Below are 15,768 nucleotides of genomic sequence, written 5' to 3' on the forward strand. Positions count from 1 at the left end.
TTGCGCGTTTTGTGTCGCTAGAATGAATCGGGTATTTTCCACATTCTTGCATACGTATGCAAAAAAGTCTTGCCTGATTTGATACATGCGAACTACAGTTTTGCAAACGTATGCAAAACGAATCCTAGTTGGGGGCACCATGGCGGAAATTCAACTGCGTAACGTCGGCAAACGATGGGGTTCGTTTGTGGGGGTCCACAATTTTGACCTAACCATCGCAGATCGCGAGTTTCTGGTGCTGCTTGGTCCATCGGGTTGCGGCAAGACCACCACGATGCGGATGATCGCCGGGCTTGAGGACGTGACCGAGGGCGATATTTTGATCGACGGCAAGGTCGTCAACGATCTGGAACCCAAAGACCGCGACGTGGCGATGGTGTTCCAAAGCTATGCGCTCTACCCCAACATGAATGTTTATGAGAACATCCGCTTTCCGCTGAAAGTCCGCGGCATCGACCCGGCGACCCATGACGACAAGGTGCGCCGTGCCAGCGCAATGGTCGAGCTGGACGATTTCCTGCATCGCAAACCCGCGGAACTGTCGGGCGGTCAGCGGCAGCGCGTGGCTTTGGCCCGCGCCATCGTACGTGAACCGAACGTGTTCCTGATGGACGAGCCTCTGTCGAACCTGGATGCCAAGCTACGGGTCTCGACCCGGGCGCAAATCAAGAACCTCAGCCATGAGCTGGCGGTGACCACGATCTATGTGACCCACGACCAGATCGAGGCGATGACACTGGCCGACCGCGTTGTAGTGATGAAACAGGGCGTGGTGCAGCAGGTCGGTAGCCCGACCGAAATCTATGACCGACCTGCGAATACCTTTGTGGCCAGCTTTATCGGCTCACCCGCCATGAACCTGATGGAAGGTGAGGTCGCGGGCGGCGTGTTCCGTGCGGAACATGTCGAGATCCCGGTCAACGCACCCGATGGCGCCATGACACTGGGTTTCCGGGCCGAGGATGCCAGCCTTGCCGAAGGCGCGGGCCAGATCACCGCACCGATCTACACGCTGGAGCTGCTAGGCGACGCGACCATGATCTCGGTCCGGGTCGGTGGGGCTTTGGTGTCGGTCAAGGCCGATAAATCTTTCCGCGCCGAGATCGGGGATGATGTCTCATTCTCGGTGCCAACAGAAATCTGTCACCTCTTCGAAGCTGGAAGCGGTGCGCGGATCGGGGAGTAACCCCGCCAACAGCCCTTCGGGGCATAACAGCGGTCCGGGCGTCGACGACGGACCCATCCTGACAGGGAGAAACGCATGAAACTCAAGACGATCCTAATGGCAGGCGCCATGGCCATCGCGGCAAGCGGTGCATCGGCAGCCTGCTCCTATGAAAACGAAGTGCCGCTGAAATCGCTGTCAGCGGGTTTCGAAGCCTGGAAAGCTGTGACGGACGCAATGGCCGAGTGCGGCAATTTCAGCGCCTCGCTGGACCAGGAGTTCCGCGAAAAGCAGCCAGAAGCCTTTGCGGCCGACCCCTCGCTCTATCAGATTGGCGGCGTTGCGAATGAAACCATGATCCCGCTTCTGAACGCGGGCACAATCCGTCCGCTGGATGATCTGGTTGCAAAATACGGGCAAGACCTGCTGCCCAACCAGCTGATCAAGGTGGATGGCAAAGTGATGGCGATCGCCATGATGGTGAACGCGCAGCACCTGATGTATCGCAATGATGTTCTGGCCGAGCTGGGCATTGAAGAGCCCAAGACCTATGACGACGTTCTGGCTGCCGCCGCCAAGATCAAAGAGGCCGGCGTGATGGAATACCCCATCGGCGGCACCTTCAAAACCGGTTGGAACCTGGCCCAGGAATTCGTCAACATGTATATGGGCGAAGGCGGCACGTTCATCGGCGACGGCAATATGCCCGCGATCAACAACGAAAAGGGCGTCAAGGCGCTCGAGACGATGAAGGCCATGACCGAGTTCATGGATCCCGAATACCTTGTGTCTGATTCCACCTATGTGCAGCAGCAGTTCCAACAGGGCAAGATCGCTATGGCGAACCTGTGGGCCAGCCGCGCCGCTGCCATGAATGACGAGGCCGAAAGCCAAGTGGTCGGCAAGGTCACCATGGCCTCGGCTCCGATGGGATCCGAGCGCCCCTCGACCACAATCTGGTGGGACGGCATCGTTCTGGCCTCGAACATGAGCGATGAAGAGGCCGATGCCGCCTTCCGTCTGGTCATGGAAGGAATCGACGGTGACATGGTCAGTGCCAACAATGACACCGCCGTCTGGCTGAACGCGGCCTACCAGCCCGGCGAACTGGCTGCAGGCGCTGCCGCCTCGGCGGAAAACGGTGCGGGGGCCTACCCGGCCAGCGCCGCCATGGGTGTTCTGCACAGCGCCCTGGGCAATGGTCTGGCCGACTACCTGACCGGCGCCAAGGACGCACAGACTGCGCTGGCCGATATCGAGGCGGACTACATCACCGCCGCGAAAGAAGCTGGTTTGATCAGCAACTGATCCTCCCCGGGGAGGGCCCCGTGCCCTCCCTATTTCCCAACCCGAGAACCATGAGAAAGGCAGAGCCATGAATTTCAGGACATTTGCCGCCTTTGTTGGCCCCTCTGTCTTTATGATGCTTCTCTTTATCGCTTTCCCGTTGGTCAGCGTGTTCAAGCAGAGCTTTTACATCACCCAACCCGTCTATGAGATGGTCGAGGTCGAAACCTGTACCCCTGGCTTCCTGACCCAGACCTGTGTGACCGAGCAGAAATCGCAGCCAAAGCTGGATGAGCATGGCGAGGTGATCACCCAGACCGAATATGTCGGCCTGCAAAGCTATCGCAATGTGCTGGAACCCGAGCGGGCCTGGCGCGCGATCACCGAGGGCAATTGGTCCGTGCTGTCCACCATCAACTTTTGGAAGGCGCTGCGATTCACGCTGACTTTCACGCTGATCACACTGCCTCTGGTCATTGGGTTCGGGTTGGGCATCGCGGTTCTGATCAACAACGCCGCGGGGTCGATCCGCGGGCCGGTCATCTTCATCTCGCTGCTGCCTTTCATCATCACGCCGGTGATCGGCGCGCTGTCGATCAACTGGCTGTTCCGTGGTGACGGCATCCTGACGGCGCTGCTGGAATGGTGGTTGAACCGAGACATCGCCCTGTTCGCGCAGGCCTGGACGATTGAAATCTTGATGATGTTCTATCGCGTCTGGCACGTGGCCCCGTTTGCGGCCGTTGTGTTCTATGCCGGGCTGCAGACCGTCAACCAGGACAGTCTCGAAAGCGCCGTGATCGACGGGGCGACTCGTTGGCAGCGGATGAAATACATCGTCATTCCGCATCTGATGCCGCTGATCATCTTCGTGTCGATGATCCACCTGATGGACGCCTACCGGGTCTTCGAAGAGATCGTCGGCTTCTCCAGCCAGGCTTATGTCATCTCGCTGCAATGGCTGACCTTCGACTTCCTCGTGCCGGATCAGGCGGGCAACCGGTCGATCAGCCGGGCCTCGGCCAGCGCGATGCTGACCATGATCGGGATCGTCATTCTGCTGATCCTGCCGCTGCGCCGCACTTGGCGCGACCATAAAGGAGGCCACTGATATGTCCTCGCGCGCGCTTCGCCAACCTCTCAGCCTGCGGCTGACCTCGAACATCTTCCTGGCATTCTGGTGCCTTGTCGCCGCCTTCCCGATCGTCTGGATCGCGATCATGAGCGTCAAATCCCCAGTGGACGCCTATGACAGCAACGCGCTGAACGTGATCTTTGGCCCGGCGACGCTGGCCACAGGGAACGGACTTTCGGTTCTAGATATCATTCTCGGGATCGCGGTGATCTGGGGCGCAGCCATGGTCGTGACAAAGGTGCTGCCCGCGAAGATCAAGGAATACACCGCGCCGGGTCAGGCATGGTTCGGTTGGGTGGTCGGAGTGCTTGTCGCCCTGATCGCCTTCCTGCTGGTGTTCTTTGTGGTTTTGCCCGCGGTTCTGAACGTGCTGAACCCGCTATTCGGCCCTCTGGGTCGCGACGTGCTGGGCGTGACGACCGAGCACTACAAAACCGTGTGGGTTGACCGGGGCTTTTCCAACAACTTCAAAAACTCGCTGATCGTGACCGCCGGAGTTGTGACGGTATCGCTGACCGTGGGCACGCTGGCCGGTTATGGTCTGGCGCGGTCGGGCTCGACACTGGCCTTCTGGATCTTGCTGATCGCGCTGATCTTTCGCGCGCTGCCGCATTCGGTTCTGGTGGCGGGCTACCTGCCGGTCTTCATCAACTCGGCCGAATGGCTGGCGCCTATTCTGGGTGAGAATGCACCGACGCTCTACGGCAAGCCTTTCGCCGTGATCGCGGTGCTGGTTGCGATCAACCAGCCGTTCACGATCTGGATGCTGCGCTCGTTCTTCCAGAACATCCCAGCGGAACTGGACGAAGCCGCGCGGGTTGATGGCTGCAACCACTTTCAGGCCTTCCGCAGGGTGATCATGCCGGTGATGTGGCCTGGGGTGATTACGACCGGGCTGTTCAGCTTCCTGCTGGCCTATAACGACTTTCTGGTGACCTCGCTGCTGCTTGATGCGCAGAACCAAACAATGGTCCCTGCCATTGCGGGCATGTTCAACCGCGAAACAACCACGACCGATCAGGTGGTCGCCGTGGCCGCTGCGGTGTCGATCATCGCCCCGCTGTTCTTCCTTGTGATGATCTTCCAACGCCAAATCGTGAGCGGACTGACCGCTGGCGCAGTAAAAGGATAAAGAAATGAAGGGTTCCCGCCCGGAACAAGCCGTTCTGACCCGTGACACGGATCTGAGCAAAACCGAAGACACGCGCCGCGTGATCGAAACCATGGTGGACGGTCTGAACGACCACCGTATTGACGATATCGGCGAGTTCTTCTCAAAGGGGTTCCGCTGGATGGGCAATCAGGGCTGTGGCACCAAGACCGGCCTGAAGGAATTTCAGGATAACTGGCAGCGCCCCTTCCAGGCCGCGTTTTCGGACAAAACCTGTATCGACGAGGCACGGCTCTATATGGGCGAATGGGCCGCCGCCTTTGGCCGGCAAGAGGCCACCCATTCCGGCGAGTTTCTGGGCATCGCCCCCACCGGAAAGCGGGTCGAGATCCGTTACATGGATTTCTGGAAAGTGGTCGACGGCAAGATCGTCGACAACTGGGTGAATGTGGATTTCGCCCATGTGGCCGCGCAGCTGGGGGTCGATCTGTTTAACGGTGAGGGCTGGGAAGCCTATGACCGGGGTGAGAAAACCGCACCCCGCCCCGACAAGTAAGGATCAGGATTATGGCAATCGAGTATCTGAAACGCGGCAAATCCGACGCTGACCGGGCCGAAGATGACGCAAAGACCCGAGCCGTGGTCGAGGCCACGCTGAAAGACATCGAAACCCGTGGTGACGCCGCCGTGCGCGAGCTGAGCGAGAAGTTCGACAACTATTCCCCCGCCTCGTTCCGCCTGTCGCACGAGCAGATCGACGATCTGATCGGCCAGCTGACCGACCGCGAGCTGGACGATATCAAGTTCGCCCAAGAGCAGGTGCGCAACTTTGCACAGGCGCAGCGGGACTCGATGCTGGATATCGAGGTTGAAACCCTGCCCGGCGTCATACTGGGCCACAAGAACATCCCCGTGCAGTCGGTGGGTTGCTATGTGCCCGGCGGCAAGTTCCCGATGGTGGCCTCGGCCCATATGTCGGTGGCGACAGCCAGCGTCGCGGGCGTGCCGCGCATCATCGCCTGTACACCTCCGTTTCAGGGCAAACCGAACCCGGCGGTGATTGCGGCCATGCACCTGGGCGGCGCGCATGAGATCTATGTGATGGGCGGCATTCAGGCCATCGGCGCGATGGCGCTGGGGACCGAAACCATTGATCCCGTCCACATGCTCGTTGGCCCCGGCAATGCCTTTGTGGCCGAAGCCAAGCGCCAGCTGTTTGGCCGTGTGGGCATCGACCTGTTTGCCGGCCCGACCGAGACCATGGTGATCGCCGACGAGACCGCAGCAGACGCGGAACTCTGCGCAACCGACCTGTTGGGTCAGGCTGAGCATGGCTACAACAGCCCCTGCGTGCTGCTGACCAATTCGCGTAAACTGGCCGAGGATACTCTGGCCGAGGTCGACCGCCTGCTGGGCATCCTGCCCACCGCCGACACTGCGAAAGTGTCCTGGGCCGAGTATGGCGAGGTGATCGTGTGCGACACCTATGACGAGATGCTGAAAGTTGCCGACGACATCGCATCCGAGCATGTACAGGTGATGACCGACCGCGATGACTGGTTCCTTGAGAACATGACCTGTTACGGTGCACTGTTCCTTGGCCCGCGCACCAATGTGTCGAATGGCGACAAGGTGATTGGCACCAACCACACGCTGCCGACCAAAAAGGCGGGCCGTTATACCGGTGGGCTTTGGGTAGGTAAATATCTGAAGACCCACAGCTATCAGAAGGTTCTGACCGATGAAGCGGCGACGCTGATCGGCGAATATGGCTCGCGCCTGTGTATGCTGGAAGGCTTCGTGGGCCATGCCGAGCAATGCAACGTCCGCGTCCGCCGCTATGGCGGGATCAACGTCCCCTATGGCGAGGCCGCCCCCTATCGGGACGCCGCGGAATGAGTGACATCCATACGCAGCACAAAGCGCTGATCGCGCAAATCAGGGCAGCTATGTATGACTTTACAGAAACGGGTGTGCGGCAGGCGCTGGCAAATGTCAGCGCTCCGGATGCCCTGTTTCGGTTGTGCCACCCGTTCGGCGACAGCACAGGCAGCGACGCGTTCTATGACACAGCTTACAGTGATTTGCTGGACGCATGGCCTGACTTGGAGCGGCGCGACTATATCGTCACAGCCGGGCCGGATGAACACGGCGCGGATTGGGTCGGGTGTGGCGGCTACTATACCGGCACCTTCACCGGGCCATGGCTGGATATCCCGCCGACCGGCCATCAGGTGACGATGCGATTCCATGAATTCTATCGCTTCAGCGACGGCAAGATCGTCGAGATGCAGGCGCTTTGGGACATTCCCGAAGTGATGATGCAGGCCAACGCCTGGCCCATGGCCCCCAGCCTTGGGCACGAATGGCATGTGCCGGGTCCCGCCACGCAGGATGGTCTGGTGCAGGGGCCATATGATGCCGCCAGAGGCCAACAGACATGCCAGCACATCATCGACATGCTGGATCACCTCAAGAAACACCCCTCAGAAGGCGGGCCAGAGGTGATGGAGATGGAGAAGTTTTGGCACCCCCGCATGAACTGGTACGGCCCGGCGGGGATCGGCACCGGGCGCGGCTATGCTGGGTTTCGTAACTGGCACCAGATTCCGTTCCTAAACGGGATGCCGGATCGCGGGCAGTATGTGGATGACATCACCTATCACTTCTTCGGCGATGGCGACTACGCCGCCGTCACGGGCTGGCCGAACATGATCCAGACGGTAACCCATGACGGCTGGATGGGGATTGCGCCCTCGGGCCTGCGGATCACCATGCGCAGCCTTGATTTCTGGCGGCTCGAGAATGGCCTGATCCGCGAAAACTGGGTTCTGGTCGATCTTTTGGACGCTTATCGCCAACTTGGCGTTGACGTGTTCGCCCGTCTGCGGGAATTCAACAAGGCCCGGAATATGGGCCGAATTGAAATACCAGATGGAATGAGCTGATGACTGACCTGCCCCGCACCCCCTCGTTTTCGCTGAGCGGTAAAACCGCGCTGGTTACCGGTGCCTCCTCGGGTATCGGTCAGGGCTGCGCCGTGGCGCTGGCCGAAGCCGGGGCGCATGTGGTGTGTGCGGCGCGCGGGGCAGATCGACTGGCCGAGACCGTCGCCGCGCTGCAGGCGCAGGGCTGGTCGGCCGAGGCTGCTGTGGTGGATCAGGGAGACTTGCAGGCGCTGAAACAGCTGTTCGAAGGCCGCGCCTTTGACGTGGTGGTCAATTCCGCCGGAACCGCCCGCCACGGCCCGGCAATCGACACCACACCCGAGGATTTCGACGCAGTGACCAACGTCAACCTGCGCTCGGCCTATTTCCTGTCATCCTACGCGGCCAAGGCGCTGCTTGAGGCGGAGCGGCCGGGGTCTATCATCCATATCTCAAGCCAGATGGGCCATGTGGGCGGTGTGGATCGGGCGCTGTACTGCGCCACCAAACACGGGCTTGAGGGCATGGTCAAAGCCATGGCGATCGAATGGGGCAAAAAGCGCATCCGCATCAACACGGTCTGCCCGACCTTCATCCGCACGCCGCTGACGCAATCCACCTTCGACAACCCCGAACGGGCCGCGTGGATCATGGACAAGATCAAACTCGACCGCGTGGGCGAGGTTGAAGACATCATGGGCGCGGTCACCTATCTGGCCTCGGACGCCTCAGCTTTGGTGACCGGCACCTCGATGCTGATTGACGGAGGGTGGACTGCGGACTGATGGCTGAAAAGGTCACATCCCTTCAGGTTGCGCAACTGGCCGGTGTCAGCCAATCGGCAGTTAGCCGGGTGTTCACGCCCGGTGCCTCGGTCAGCAAAAAAACCGAAGACAAAGTGCGCAAGGCGGCCGCCGAACTCGGGTACAGACCCAATGTTCTGGCCCGCGCCATGGTGTCGGGCAAAAGCCGGATCATTGGTCTGGTGGTGGGGTATCTCGAGAATTACTTCTACCCCGAGGCGTTAGAAAAGCTCTCCAACGCGCTGCAGGAACAGGGCTATCACGTGCTGATTTTCATGGCCTCACGCTCGGCTGGTAATATTGACGACGTGATGGACGAGATTCTGGATTATCAGGTGGACGGAGTCATTCTGGCCTCGGTTCCGATGTCCTCGGATATTGCCACGCGCTGCCAGCAGGCCGGTGTTCCGGTTGTATTGTTCAACCGTACGCAGGATCTAGACGGGATCACCACGGTGGCCTCGGACAACTATTCCGGCGGGCGCAAAGTGGCCGAGTTTCTGCTGGCCGGAGGGCATAAGCGCATCGCCTATATCGCGGGTTGGCAGGGCGCCTCGACCCAGCGCGACCGCGAGGCGGGGTTCCGTGCGGCATTGGCAGAAGGCGGGCAGGATGTGTTCGCCCATGATGTCGGAGATTTCCACACCGAAAACGCCCGCGCCGCCGCCCGCCGGATGTTTGATGTGGCGCCCGGCAAACGGCCCGACGCGGTATTTGTGGCCAATGATCACATGGCTTTGGCCGTGATGGACGTGATCCGCTTCGAATTGGGCCTGCGCGTGCCCGAGGATGTCTCGGTTATCGGCTATGACGACGTGCCACCCGCCGGTTGGCCTGCCTATAACCTGACGACCATCCGCCAGCGCGCAAATCTGATGGTGGCTGAAACCGTCACCGCATTGCTTGACCATATCGACACCCCGGCCACGGCCGAACCGCGCAAAGTGGCCATTGACGGGCCGCTGATCGTGCGGACCTCGGCGCGTTTGCCGAAGGGGTGGAAACCACAAAGGACTGAGACATGAAGGGCTTTGATCCGAAATTCCGGGACTTCCCGGATTACATCATCGGGATCACCAAAGAGATCTGGGAAGATCGTGGCATCGCCACGCTGCATGACTATTACAGCAAGGATATCGTCGTGCGCTCGCCCGGGTCGGTGGTGCTGGGCAACCAGAACGTCATCGGCGCGACCATGGCGACGCTGGCCGAGTTTCCCGACCGTCAATTGCTGGGCGAGGATGTTATCTGGTCCGGTACGCCGGAAGAGGGGATGCTGAGTTCGCACCGGATCATCTCGACCGCAACACATTTGGCCGAGGGAGTTTATGGAAAAGCGACCGGAACCAAATTGCGCTATCGGATTCTCGCCGACTGCCACGCCATCGACAATCAGATCAACGACGAATGGCTGATCCGCGATCAGGGGGCGATCGTGCGTCAGATGGGTTGGGACCCCAAGGAATACGCCGCCGATTTAATTGCGCGCGAAGGTGGACCTGAGAACTGCGTCAAACCGCTGACACCCGAGATCGACCAGCCCGGCCCCTACAAGGGCACCGGCAACGACAATGAATGGGGGCAGCGTTACGCCGATATCCTGACCCGGATCATGAATGCCGATATGGGCGCAATTGAAACCGAATATGATCGCGCTGTTCAGTCCGAATATGTCGGCGGGATCACCGGCCATGGCTGGGACTCTGTGGATCGGTTCTGGATGGGTTTGCGCGCCAGCTTCCCAAACGCCGAATTCAAGATCGAACACCAGATTGGCCGCGATGACCAAAATATGCCCCCTCGCGCCGCGATCCGCTGGAGCCTATGGGGCAAACATGATGGCTGGGGTGTCTTTGGCGCGCCAACCGGTGCGCAGGTCTATGTTATGGGCATCAGCCACGGTGAGTTCGGCGAGTTGATCACCGGCCAGCCGCAGCTGCGCCGGGAATACACCCTGTTCGACGAGACCTCGGTCTGGAAACAGATCCTGCTAAAGGGACAGGAGGGCTAAGTGGCTGCGATGGGCCTCTCCCTGAACGCCAGTCAGGCGGCGCGGCGCTTTCACACGCATCGCGCCTCGCTGCGCGCTCGGCGTTTGAATAATCGACCTCCCGGGGGACGGGATTGATCCCATCACCCCCATTTTCAAGGAGACCATCATGAGCACAATCCAACAACGCATCGTCCGCTACGGCGAGCTGCGGCCCTGCAAAACCGCCTTTATCGACGCCCATACACCTGGCAGTGATCAGAAGGAAAACTTCACCATCATCGGCGGCGGCGTCTCGGAATCGCCGGATCAGCACGTCCACATCACCGACAAGATTGGTTTTAACATCGGCGCTGCGGGCCAGCCTCCGAAATGCCGGAACTCTCTGCACAGCCATACCACGGCCGAGGTGTTCTTTGTCGCCAAAGGCCGCTGGCGGTTCTTCTGGGGTCGCTATGGCACTGCGGGTGAGTTCATTGCCGAAGAAGGCGACATCTTCAACATTCCAACCGGCATCTTTCGCGGGTTCGAAAATGTGGGGCAGGATTATGGGATGATCATGTCGATCCTCGGCGGCGACGATGCCGGGGGTGGCGTGACCTGGGCACCGCAAGTTATTCAGGACGCGCAGGCCCACGGGCTGATGCTGGGTGACAATGGCGTTCTGTATGACAGCAAGAAAGGCCAAGAACTGCCCCACAACGTGCGCCCGATGCCGCTGCTGACCGAGGAACAATTGAAAGACTACCCCGAAGTACCGGTCGAGGATGTGGTGGGTAAATACGTCGCCCGCTATTGGGATCTGATGGCGCTGTCGGCCAATAAACCGGCACCGGTGATTGGCGAAAACGCTCTGATCAAAGATAAACCGGGGTTCGAGGTCGACTTCCTCGGGCGCGGGTCGAGTGTCAATGATCCGATTGTCGCTGAAAAGCCAGTTGTTCTAATGCCCGCCAGCGGTCACTGGCGCATCTCGATTGATGGATATGAGACCACTCTGTCAAATGGAGACACTGCCTTGGTGCTGCCAGGGGAACGCTATAGCGTTGAACCGTCGATGACCGGACAGGCAGGTCTGTACCGGATTACAGCGACCGATGACCCGGCAGGAGCCACCTGGACAGGATGACCGCAGATCCAAACGACACGCATGCCATTTATGAACGGCAGGCGACCGACTATGACAAGCGCCGTTCAAAGGCCTTGTTCGAAGCGCGCTGGCTGGCGCGCTTCACTGCCAGCCTGAAGCCAGGCGATCGCGTTCTGGATTTAGGTTGCGGGACAGGCGATCCCATTGCGCGGTGGTTCAAGGCCGAAGGGTTTGACGTCACGGGTGTCGATTTTTCCGAAGCGATGCTGACTATTGCCCGAACCCGATGGCCCGATGGCGATTGGCGTCATGGCGATATGCGCGATTTCGAACTGGATCAGACCTTCGATGGCATCATCGCCTGGAACAGCTTTTTCCATCTGACAGCGGACGAGCAAACGGATTGTATCGCCCGTATGTCCCGTCATTTGCGGCCCTGTGGAATGCTGATGCTGACCGTCGGTCCCCGCGCAGGAGAGGACAGTGGTACCGTTGGATCGGAACGCGTCTATCACGCCTCGCTGTCTCCGGCAGGCTATGCTGTTTGCCTTGAAGAGAACGGGCTGCAATTGACCGGGTTTCTGGCCGAAGACCCTGAAACCCAAAGCCACACAATCCTGATGGCTCACAAAATCTGAGGAGGCCCCGATGACCGTAAAGACCACGCATGTTGGATCCCTGCCCCGCTCGCAGGACGTGGTGGACTACATCTTCGCCCGTGAAAACGGCAAGCCCTATGATGCCGCAGGTTTTGATGCATGCATGACCAAAGCGGTCTCCGAGACGGTGCGCAAACAGGTCGAAGCCGGGGTGGATATCGTCAGCGATGGCGAGACCTCGAAGATTTCCTACGCCACCTATGTCAAGGACCGCTATACCGGGTTTTCCGGTGACAGCCCGCGCAATGCACCTGCGGATCTGAAGATGTTTCCAAGCTTTTTGCAGCGTCTGGCCGATGATGGAGGCACCCCGAAATATGCGCGCCCCATGTGTACGGGCGAGGTACGTTCAAAAGGGCAAGGCGAGTTGCAGAAGGACATCGAAAACCTTAAGTCGGCGATGTCCCAACATGGGATCGACCGAGGCTTCATGAATGCCGCTTCTCCGGGGGTGATTTCGCTGTTTTTGCAGAATGACCACTACCCAACGCGCGAGGCGTATCTGGCCGCGCTGGCCGATGCGATGAAAGAAGAATACGAAACCATTGTGGCCGCCGGTCTGGACCTGCAACTGGATTGCCCGGATCTGGCCCTTTCGCGGCATATGTTGTTCACTGATCTGTCGGACGACGCGTTCTTGAAGATCGCCAATATGCATGTCGAGGCTCTGAATCATGCGCTGCAGAACGTCCCGCAGGAGCGAGTGCGCGTGCATATCTGTTGGGGCAATTACGAGGGCCCGCATTGCTGTGACATCGCAATGGACAAGGTGTTCTCGACTCTGATGGCGACCAAATCGCGCTATGTGCTGTTTGAAACTTCGAACCCGCGACACGCTCATGAATGGACCGTGTTCCGCGACCGGAAAGATGAGATACCTGATGACAAGGTACTGGTGCCAGGCGTTGTCGACACCACCACCAACTTCATCGAACACCCCGAACTTGTAGCACAACGCATCGACCGGTTCTCAGGCATCGTTGGGGCGGATCGGGTGATTGCAGGCAGCGATTGCGGTTTTGGTACCTTCGCGGGCTTCGGAGCGGTTGATCCGCAGATCGCCTATGCCAAATTGGCGGCGCTGTCGGCAGGGGCAAAGCTGGCCGCGTCATGACGCCTTTGATCTTGTTGCCCGGCATGATGTGCGATGCGCGCCTCTTTGGTCCGCAGATCGACGCACTGTCAAACAGGGTGCCGTTGATGAGCTTCCCGCTAAGCCAGCAGGACAGCGTCGAGGCCATGGCCGCCGAGATTCTGAACAACGCCCCTCCGCGCTTCGCGTTGGCGGGGCTGTCGATGGGTGGAATTGTTGCGATGGAAGTGCTGCGTCAGGCCCCGGATCGGGTGGAACGGCTTGCTTTGCTGGATACCAACCCGCTGGCAGAAGCGTCCGAGGTCAAAGCGCGCCGTGCACCGCAGATGGCCACCGTGCGCGAGGGGCGCTTGCGGCAGGTTATGCGCGATGAGATGAAGCCCAACTATCTAGCGGATGGTCCACGACAGGGCGCCATTCTGGATCTTTGCATGGCTATGGCCACGGATCTGGGGCCGGACGTCTTTCTACGTCAGTCGCAAGCGCTGATGGATCGCATCGACCAACGCGCGACCCTGTCGGCCTATACCGGCAAAACGCTGGTTCTGTGCGGGCGTGCCGATGGTCTTTGCCCGGTCGAGCGCCACCAACTCATACACGATCTTCTGCCAGACAGCGTGCTGACGATCATTGAAGACGCAGGGCACCTGCCCACACTGGAACAACCACAAGAAACCACGGCGGCCCTGATCCGCTGGCTGGAGGACACATGACCCCATCGCTTCTGTCTCTGCTTCGTAAGGTCGACACGCCCACCGTTTGCAACGCCATTGAGGTGGCACAGGGCAAACGAGGATTTGATCAGTTCACCCGGGGCACCATGCAGTGCTCTGCTCCCGATGAGCCAGCAATTGTCGGCTATGCACGCACCGCCAAGATCGCTGCCATTCACCCGCCAACCGAGCCAGCAGATGTGATCCGGGCGCGGCGCATGGCCTATTACAAATATATGGCCGAGGCCCCAGAGCCATCTGTCGCGGTGATTGAGGATGTAGACTACCCGGACTGTATCGGCGCCTATTGGGGTGAGATCAACACATCGGTCCACAAAGGGTTCGGTATGTCGGGGGTCGTCACCAATGGCGTGATGCGCGATCTTGGGGACTTGCCCGATGGGTTTCCCGTCGTCGCCGGTTCGGTCGGCCCGAGCCATGGGTTCGTCCACATACGCGAGATTGATACACCAGTTTCCGTGTTTGGCTTAACTGTAAGCCCAGGTGATCTGATACACGCTGACCGTCACGGAGCACTGGTGATACCAGAGGATGTTATCGTGCAACTGGAAGCGGCGATCCAGAAATTGCTGGTGACAGAACGTATCGTCCTGGATGCTGCACGCCAATCCGGATTTGATTTTGAAACCTTTGAAACCGCATGGGCCGAGTTCGAAAAGGCAAGAGTTTGATTGCGTCTGACGAGTGAAAGATCGCCCCAGAATAGTAAGTTGCGTTTATTCTTTAGAGAGTGATCCAGATAAGGCGGTTAACGAAACGCTTCGCGCTAGCGAAAAAAGCTACGAACTACCGATGACTTAGGTACTACGCACTTCAACCAACTTCTAACTATTGAGCTTGTTGCGAATTCCGGGAAGTCTTCCTCTCTTCAATCACGCTGACAGCGCTTGTCATATACAAGCTATTAGTCCCGAGCCAGTGTGTTCGTTCCAGAAGATGGTTCTGTCGCAAATTTCTTTGAGACTTGTATGGACGAAACTGGAGAGGCGGTTATCCCGCCAACTGGGTAAACTGCTGGAACGGACGGAGTCCGGGCGTGAATTGACCTTTGCGGATTATGTTGACCAGTTCTATGCCTGCCAGGACAGATGCGGCTGAAGCGAAAGACTTGAAGCCCAGCATGGGTCTAATCCTTCGTTTGATGAAGTGGTGATCCTGTTCAATGATGTTATTGAGGTATTTCCGCCTGACCATCTCAGTCGGGATTGGACAACCAAAGCTCTTGATCACTTTATTGATTGCCTTAATGCCGGCCGTGTTGGCGCCACTTTGTCGATGACGATCTTGCGCGGTAGACCGTTTACCTCAAGCGTGCGGGCAAAAAACCTCGTCGCAGCGACTTTGTTCCGGCGCTCGGATAGCATGAAATCAAGGGTCTTGCTGTGTTTGTCGATGGCGCGATAGAGTTAAACCCATCCACCCTTCACTTACACAAATGTCTCATCGATGCGCCACGAGGGGTCTGCGGGACGCTTTCTATACCGCGCTGCGTCCGCAATTAGCACAGCATATCGGCTGACCCAGCGGTTCAGTGTAACATGCTCCAGACTAACGCCGTGCTCCGCCATAATTTCTTCCAGATCCTGGTATGAAACACCGTAGCTTAGGTCGAAGAAAACAGCGTACAAGGTTACGTCTTTCGGAAAATGTGCACCTTTGAACGAGATTGTCACGGTCTGCTCCTAGCTAATCCGAGCATGCGCTACCAAAACGACCCTCAGTTTGACAGGTGGGAACAAGGTTTGTGAAAGAACCCATGAAGATTTCGTGCTCT

Annotated in this window: 15 protein-coding genes and 1 pseudogene; 15 read left to right on the forward strand and 1 reads right to left on the reverse strand. The window is 58.9% G+C overall.

Translation table 11 applies throughout. The features are described 5' to 3' along the window. The first annotated feature begins 139 nt into the window (after positions 1-139). The 15 genes from ACR0AI_RS13765 (at position 140) to ACR0AI_RS13835 (ending at position 14,665) form a co-directional block, all read left to right on the forward strand. Positions 140-1,186, forward strand: coding sequence for an ABC transporter ATP-binding protein (locus ACR0AI_RS13765; RefSeq protein ID WP_480674800.1), 1,047 nt, complete (start codon positions 140-142; stop codon positions 1,184-1,186). 75 nt (positions 1,187-1,261) lie between these two features. After that, positions 1,262-2,473, forward strand: a complete 1,212-nt coding sequence (locus ACR0AI_RS13770; protein ID WP_480674802.1) for an ABC transporter substrate-binding protein — start codon at positions 1,262-1,264, stop codon at positions 2,471-2,473. A gap of 67 nt (positions 2,474-2,540) precedes the next feature. Further along, the gene (locus ACR0AI_RS13775; protein WP_170380322.1) at positions 2,541-3,563 is read left to right on the forward strand and encodes a carbohydrate ABC transporter permease; all 1,023 of its coding nucleotides are present in this window, start codon (positions 2,541-2,543) and stop codon (positions 3,561-3,563) included. Between the two features lies 1 nt (position 3,564). Further along, positions 3,565-4,719 (forward strand): carbohydrate ABC transporter permease, encoded by a 1,155-nt coding sequence (locus tag ACR0AI_RS13780; RefSeq protein WP_170692622.1) that lies wholly within the window; start codon positions 3,565-3,567, stop codon positions 4,717-4,719. A 4-nt stretch (positions 4,720-4,723) separates the two neighbouring features. After that, positions 4,724-5,254, forward strand: a complete 531-nt coding sequence (locus ACR0AI_RS13785; protein ID WP_170380320.1) for an ester cyclase — start codon at positions 4,724-4,726, stop codon at positions 5,252-5,254. An 11-nt stretch (positions 5,255-5,265) separates the two neighbouring features. Beyond that, positions 5,266-6,597: a histidinol dehydrogenase gene (hisD, locus tag ACR0AI_RS13790; protein ID WP_170667739.1), complete on the forward strand. Its 1,332-nt coding sequence runs from the start codon at positions 5,266-5,268 to the stop codon at positions 6,595-6,597. Continuing rightward, the gene (locus ACR0AI_RS13795; RefSeq protein ID WP_480674805.1) at positions 6,594-7,646 is read left to right on the forward strand and encodes an ester cyclase; all 1,053 of its coding nucleotides are present in this window, start codon (positions 6,594-6,596) and stop codon (positions 7,644-7,646) included. The genes hisD and ACR0AI_RS13795 overlap by 4 nt, the downstream gene beginning before the upstream one ends. After that, entirely contained in the window at positions 7,646-8,410 is a 765-nt protein-coding gene (locus tag ACR0AI_RS13800; protein WP_480674807.1) for an SDR family NAD(P)-dependent oxidoreductase, read from the forward strand. The genes ACR0AI_RS13795 and ACR0AI_RS13800 overlap by 1 nt, the downstream gene beginning before the upstream one ends. Next, the gene (locus ACR0AI_RS13805) at positions 8,410-9,453 is read left to right on the forward strand and encodes a LacI family DNA-binding transcriptional regulator (protein ID WP_480555248.1); all 1,044 of its coding nucleotides are present in this window, start codon (positions 8,410-8,412) and stop codon (positions 9,451-9,453) included. Before ACR0AI_RS13800 ends, ACR0AI_RS13805 begins: the two co-directional genes overlap by 1 nt. Further along, on the forward strand, positions 9,450-10,439 hold the full coding sequence (locus ACR0AI_RS13810; protein WP_480674809.1) for a nuclear transport factor 2 family protein: 990 nt from the start codon (positions 9,450-9,452) through the stop codon (positions 10,437-10,439). Before ACR0AI_RS13805 ends, ACR0AI_RS13810 begins: the two co-directional genes overlap by 4 nt. A 148-nt stretch (positions 10,440-10,587) precedes the next feature. Next, positions 10,588-11,547 carry a cupin domain-containing protein gene (locus ACR0AI_RS13815; protein WP_480674811.1) on the forward strand — a complete coding sequence of 320 codons (960 nt, stop codon included), beginning with the start codon at positions 10,588-10,590 and terminating at the stop codon, positions 11,545-11,547. Continuing rightward, the gene (locus tag ACR0AI_RS13820; RefSeq protein ID WP_170473918.1) at positions 11,544-12,146 is read left to right on the forward strand and encodes a class I SAM-dependent DNA methyltransferase; all 603 of its coding nucleotides are present in this window, start codon (positions 11,544-11,546) and stop codon (positions 12,144-12,146) included. The genes ACR0AI_RS13815 and ACR0AI_RS13820 overlap by 4 nt, the downstream gene beginning before the upstream one ends. Positions 12,147-12,156: 10 nt before the next feature. After that, positions 12,157-13,281, forward strand: coding sequence for a cobalamin-independent methionine synthase II family protein (locus ACR0AI_RS13825; protein WP_480674813.1), 1,125 nt, complete (start codon positions 12,157-12,159; stop codon positions 13,279-13,281). Then, positions 13,278-13,973, forward strand: a complete 696-nt coding sequence (locus tag ACR0AI_RS13830) for an alpha/beta fold hydrolase (protein ID WP_480674815.1) — start codon at positions 13,278-13,280, stop codon at positions 13,971-13,973. Before ACR0AI_RS13825 ends, ACR0AI_RS13830 begins: the two co-directional genes overlap by 4 nt. Continuing rightward, a complete protein-coding gene (locus ACR0AI_RS13835) occupies positions 13,970-14,665 on the forward strand; it encodes an RraA family protein (protein ID WP_480674817.1) in 696 nt (231 codons plus the stop codon). Before ACR0AI_RS13830 ends, ACR0AI_RS13835 begins: the two co-directional genes overlap by 4 nt. Before the next feature lie 319 nt (positions 14,666-14,984). Here the strand turns inward: ACR0AI_RS13835 and ACR0AI_RS13840 are convergent. Next, positions 14,985-15,667 (reverse strand): annotated as a pseudogene (locus ACR0AI_RS13840) (IS6 family transposase). Positions 15,668-15,768: the final 101 nt, after the last annotated feature.

This window comes from Ruegeria sp. BG3 (assembly GCF_056538485.1).

Excerpts from the sequence above, each read along its gene's own strand:
- ACR0AI_RS13765 (WP_480674800.1), top strand. The coding sequence starts at position 140 with ATGGCGGAAATTCAACTGCGTAACGTCGGCAAACGATGGGGTTCGTTT.
- ACR0AI_RS13770 (WP_480674802.1), top strand. The coding sequence starts at position 1,262 with ATGAAACTCAAGACGATCCTAATGGCAGGCGCCATGGCCATCGCGGCA.
- ACR0AI_RS13775 (WP_170380322.1), top strand. The coding sequence starts at position 2,541 with ATGAATTTCAGGACATTTGCCGCCTTTGTTGGCCCCTCTGTCTTTATG.
- ACR0AI_RS13780 (WP_170692622.1), top strand. The coding sequence starts at position 3,565 with ATGTCCTCGCGCGCGCTTCGCCAACCTCTCAGCCTGCGGCTGACCTCG.
- ACR0AI_RS13785 (WP_170380320.1), top strand. The coding sequence starts at position 4,724 with ATGAAGGGTTCCCGCCCGGAACAAGCCGTTCTGACCCGTGACACGGAT.
- hisD (WP_170667739.1), top strand. The coding sequence starts at position 5,266 with ATGGCAATCGAGTATCTGAAACGCGGCAAATCCGACGCTGACCGGGCC.
- ACR0AI_RS13795 (WP_480674805.1), top strand. The coding sequence starts at position 6,594 with ATGAGTGACATCCATACGCAGCACAAAGCGCTGATCGCGCAAATCAGG.
- ACR0AI_RS13800 (WP_480674807.1), top strand. The coding sequence starts at position 7,646 with ATGACTGACCTGCCCCGCACCCCCTCGTTTTCGCTGAGCGGTAAAACC.
- ACR0AI_RS13805 (WP_480555248.1), top strand. The coding sequence starts at position 8,410 with ATGGCTGAAAAGGTCACATCCCTTCAGGTTGCGCAACTGGCCGGTGTC.
- ACR0AI_RS13810 (WP_480674809.1), top strand. The coding sequence starts at position 9,450 with ATGAAGGGCTTTGATCCGAAATTCCGGGACTTCCCGGATTACATCATC.
- ACR0AI_RS13815 (WP_480674811.1), top strand. The coding sequence starts at position 10,588 with ATGAGCACAATCCAACAACGCATCGTCCGCTACGGCGAGCTGCGGCCC.
- ACR0AI_RS13820 (WP_170473918.1), top strand. The coding sequence starts at position 11,544 with ATGACCGCAGATCCAAACGACACGCATGCCATTTATGAACGGCAGGCG.
- ACR0AI_RS13825 (WP_480674813.1), top strand. The coding sequence starts at position 12,157 with ATGACCGTAAAGACCACGCATGTTGGATCCCTGCCCCGCTCGCAGGAC.
- ACR0AI_RS13830 (WP_480674815.1), top strand. The coding sequence starts at position 13,278 with ATGACGCCTTTGATCTTGTTGCCCGGCATGATGTGCGATGCGCGCCTC.
- ACR0AI_RS13835 (WP_480674817.1), top strand. The coding sequence starts at position 13,970 with ATGACCCCATCGCTTCTGTCTCTGCTTCGTAAGGTCGACACGCCCACC.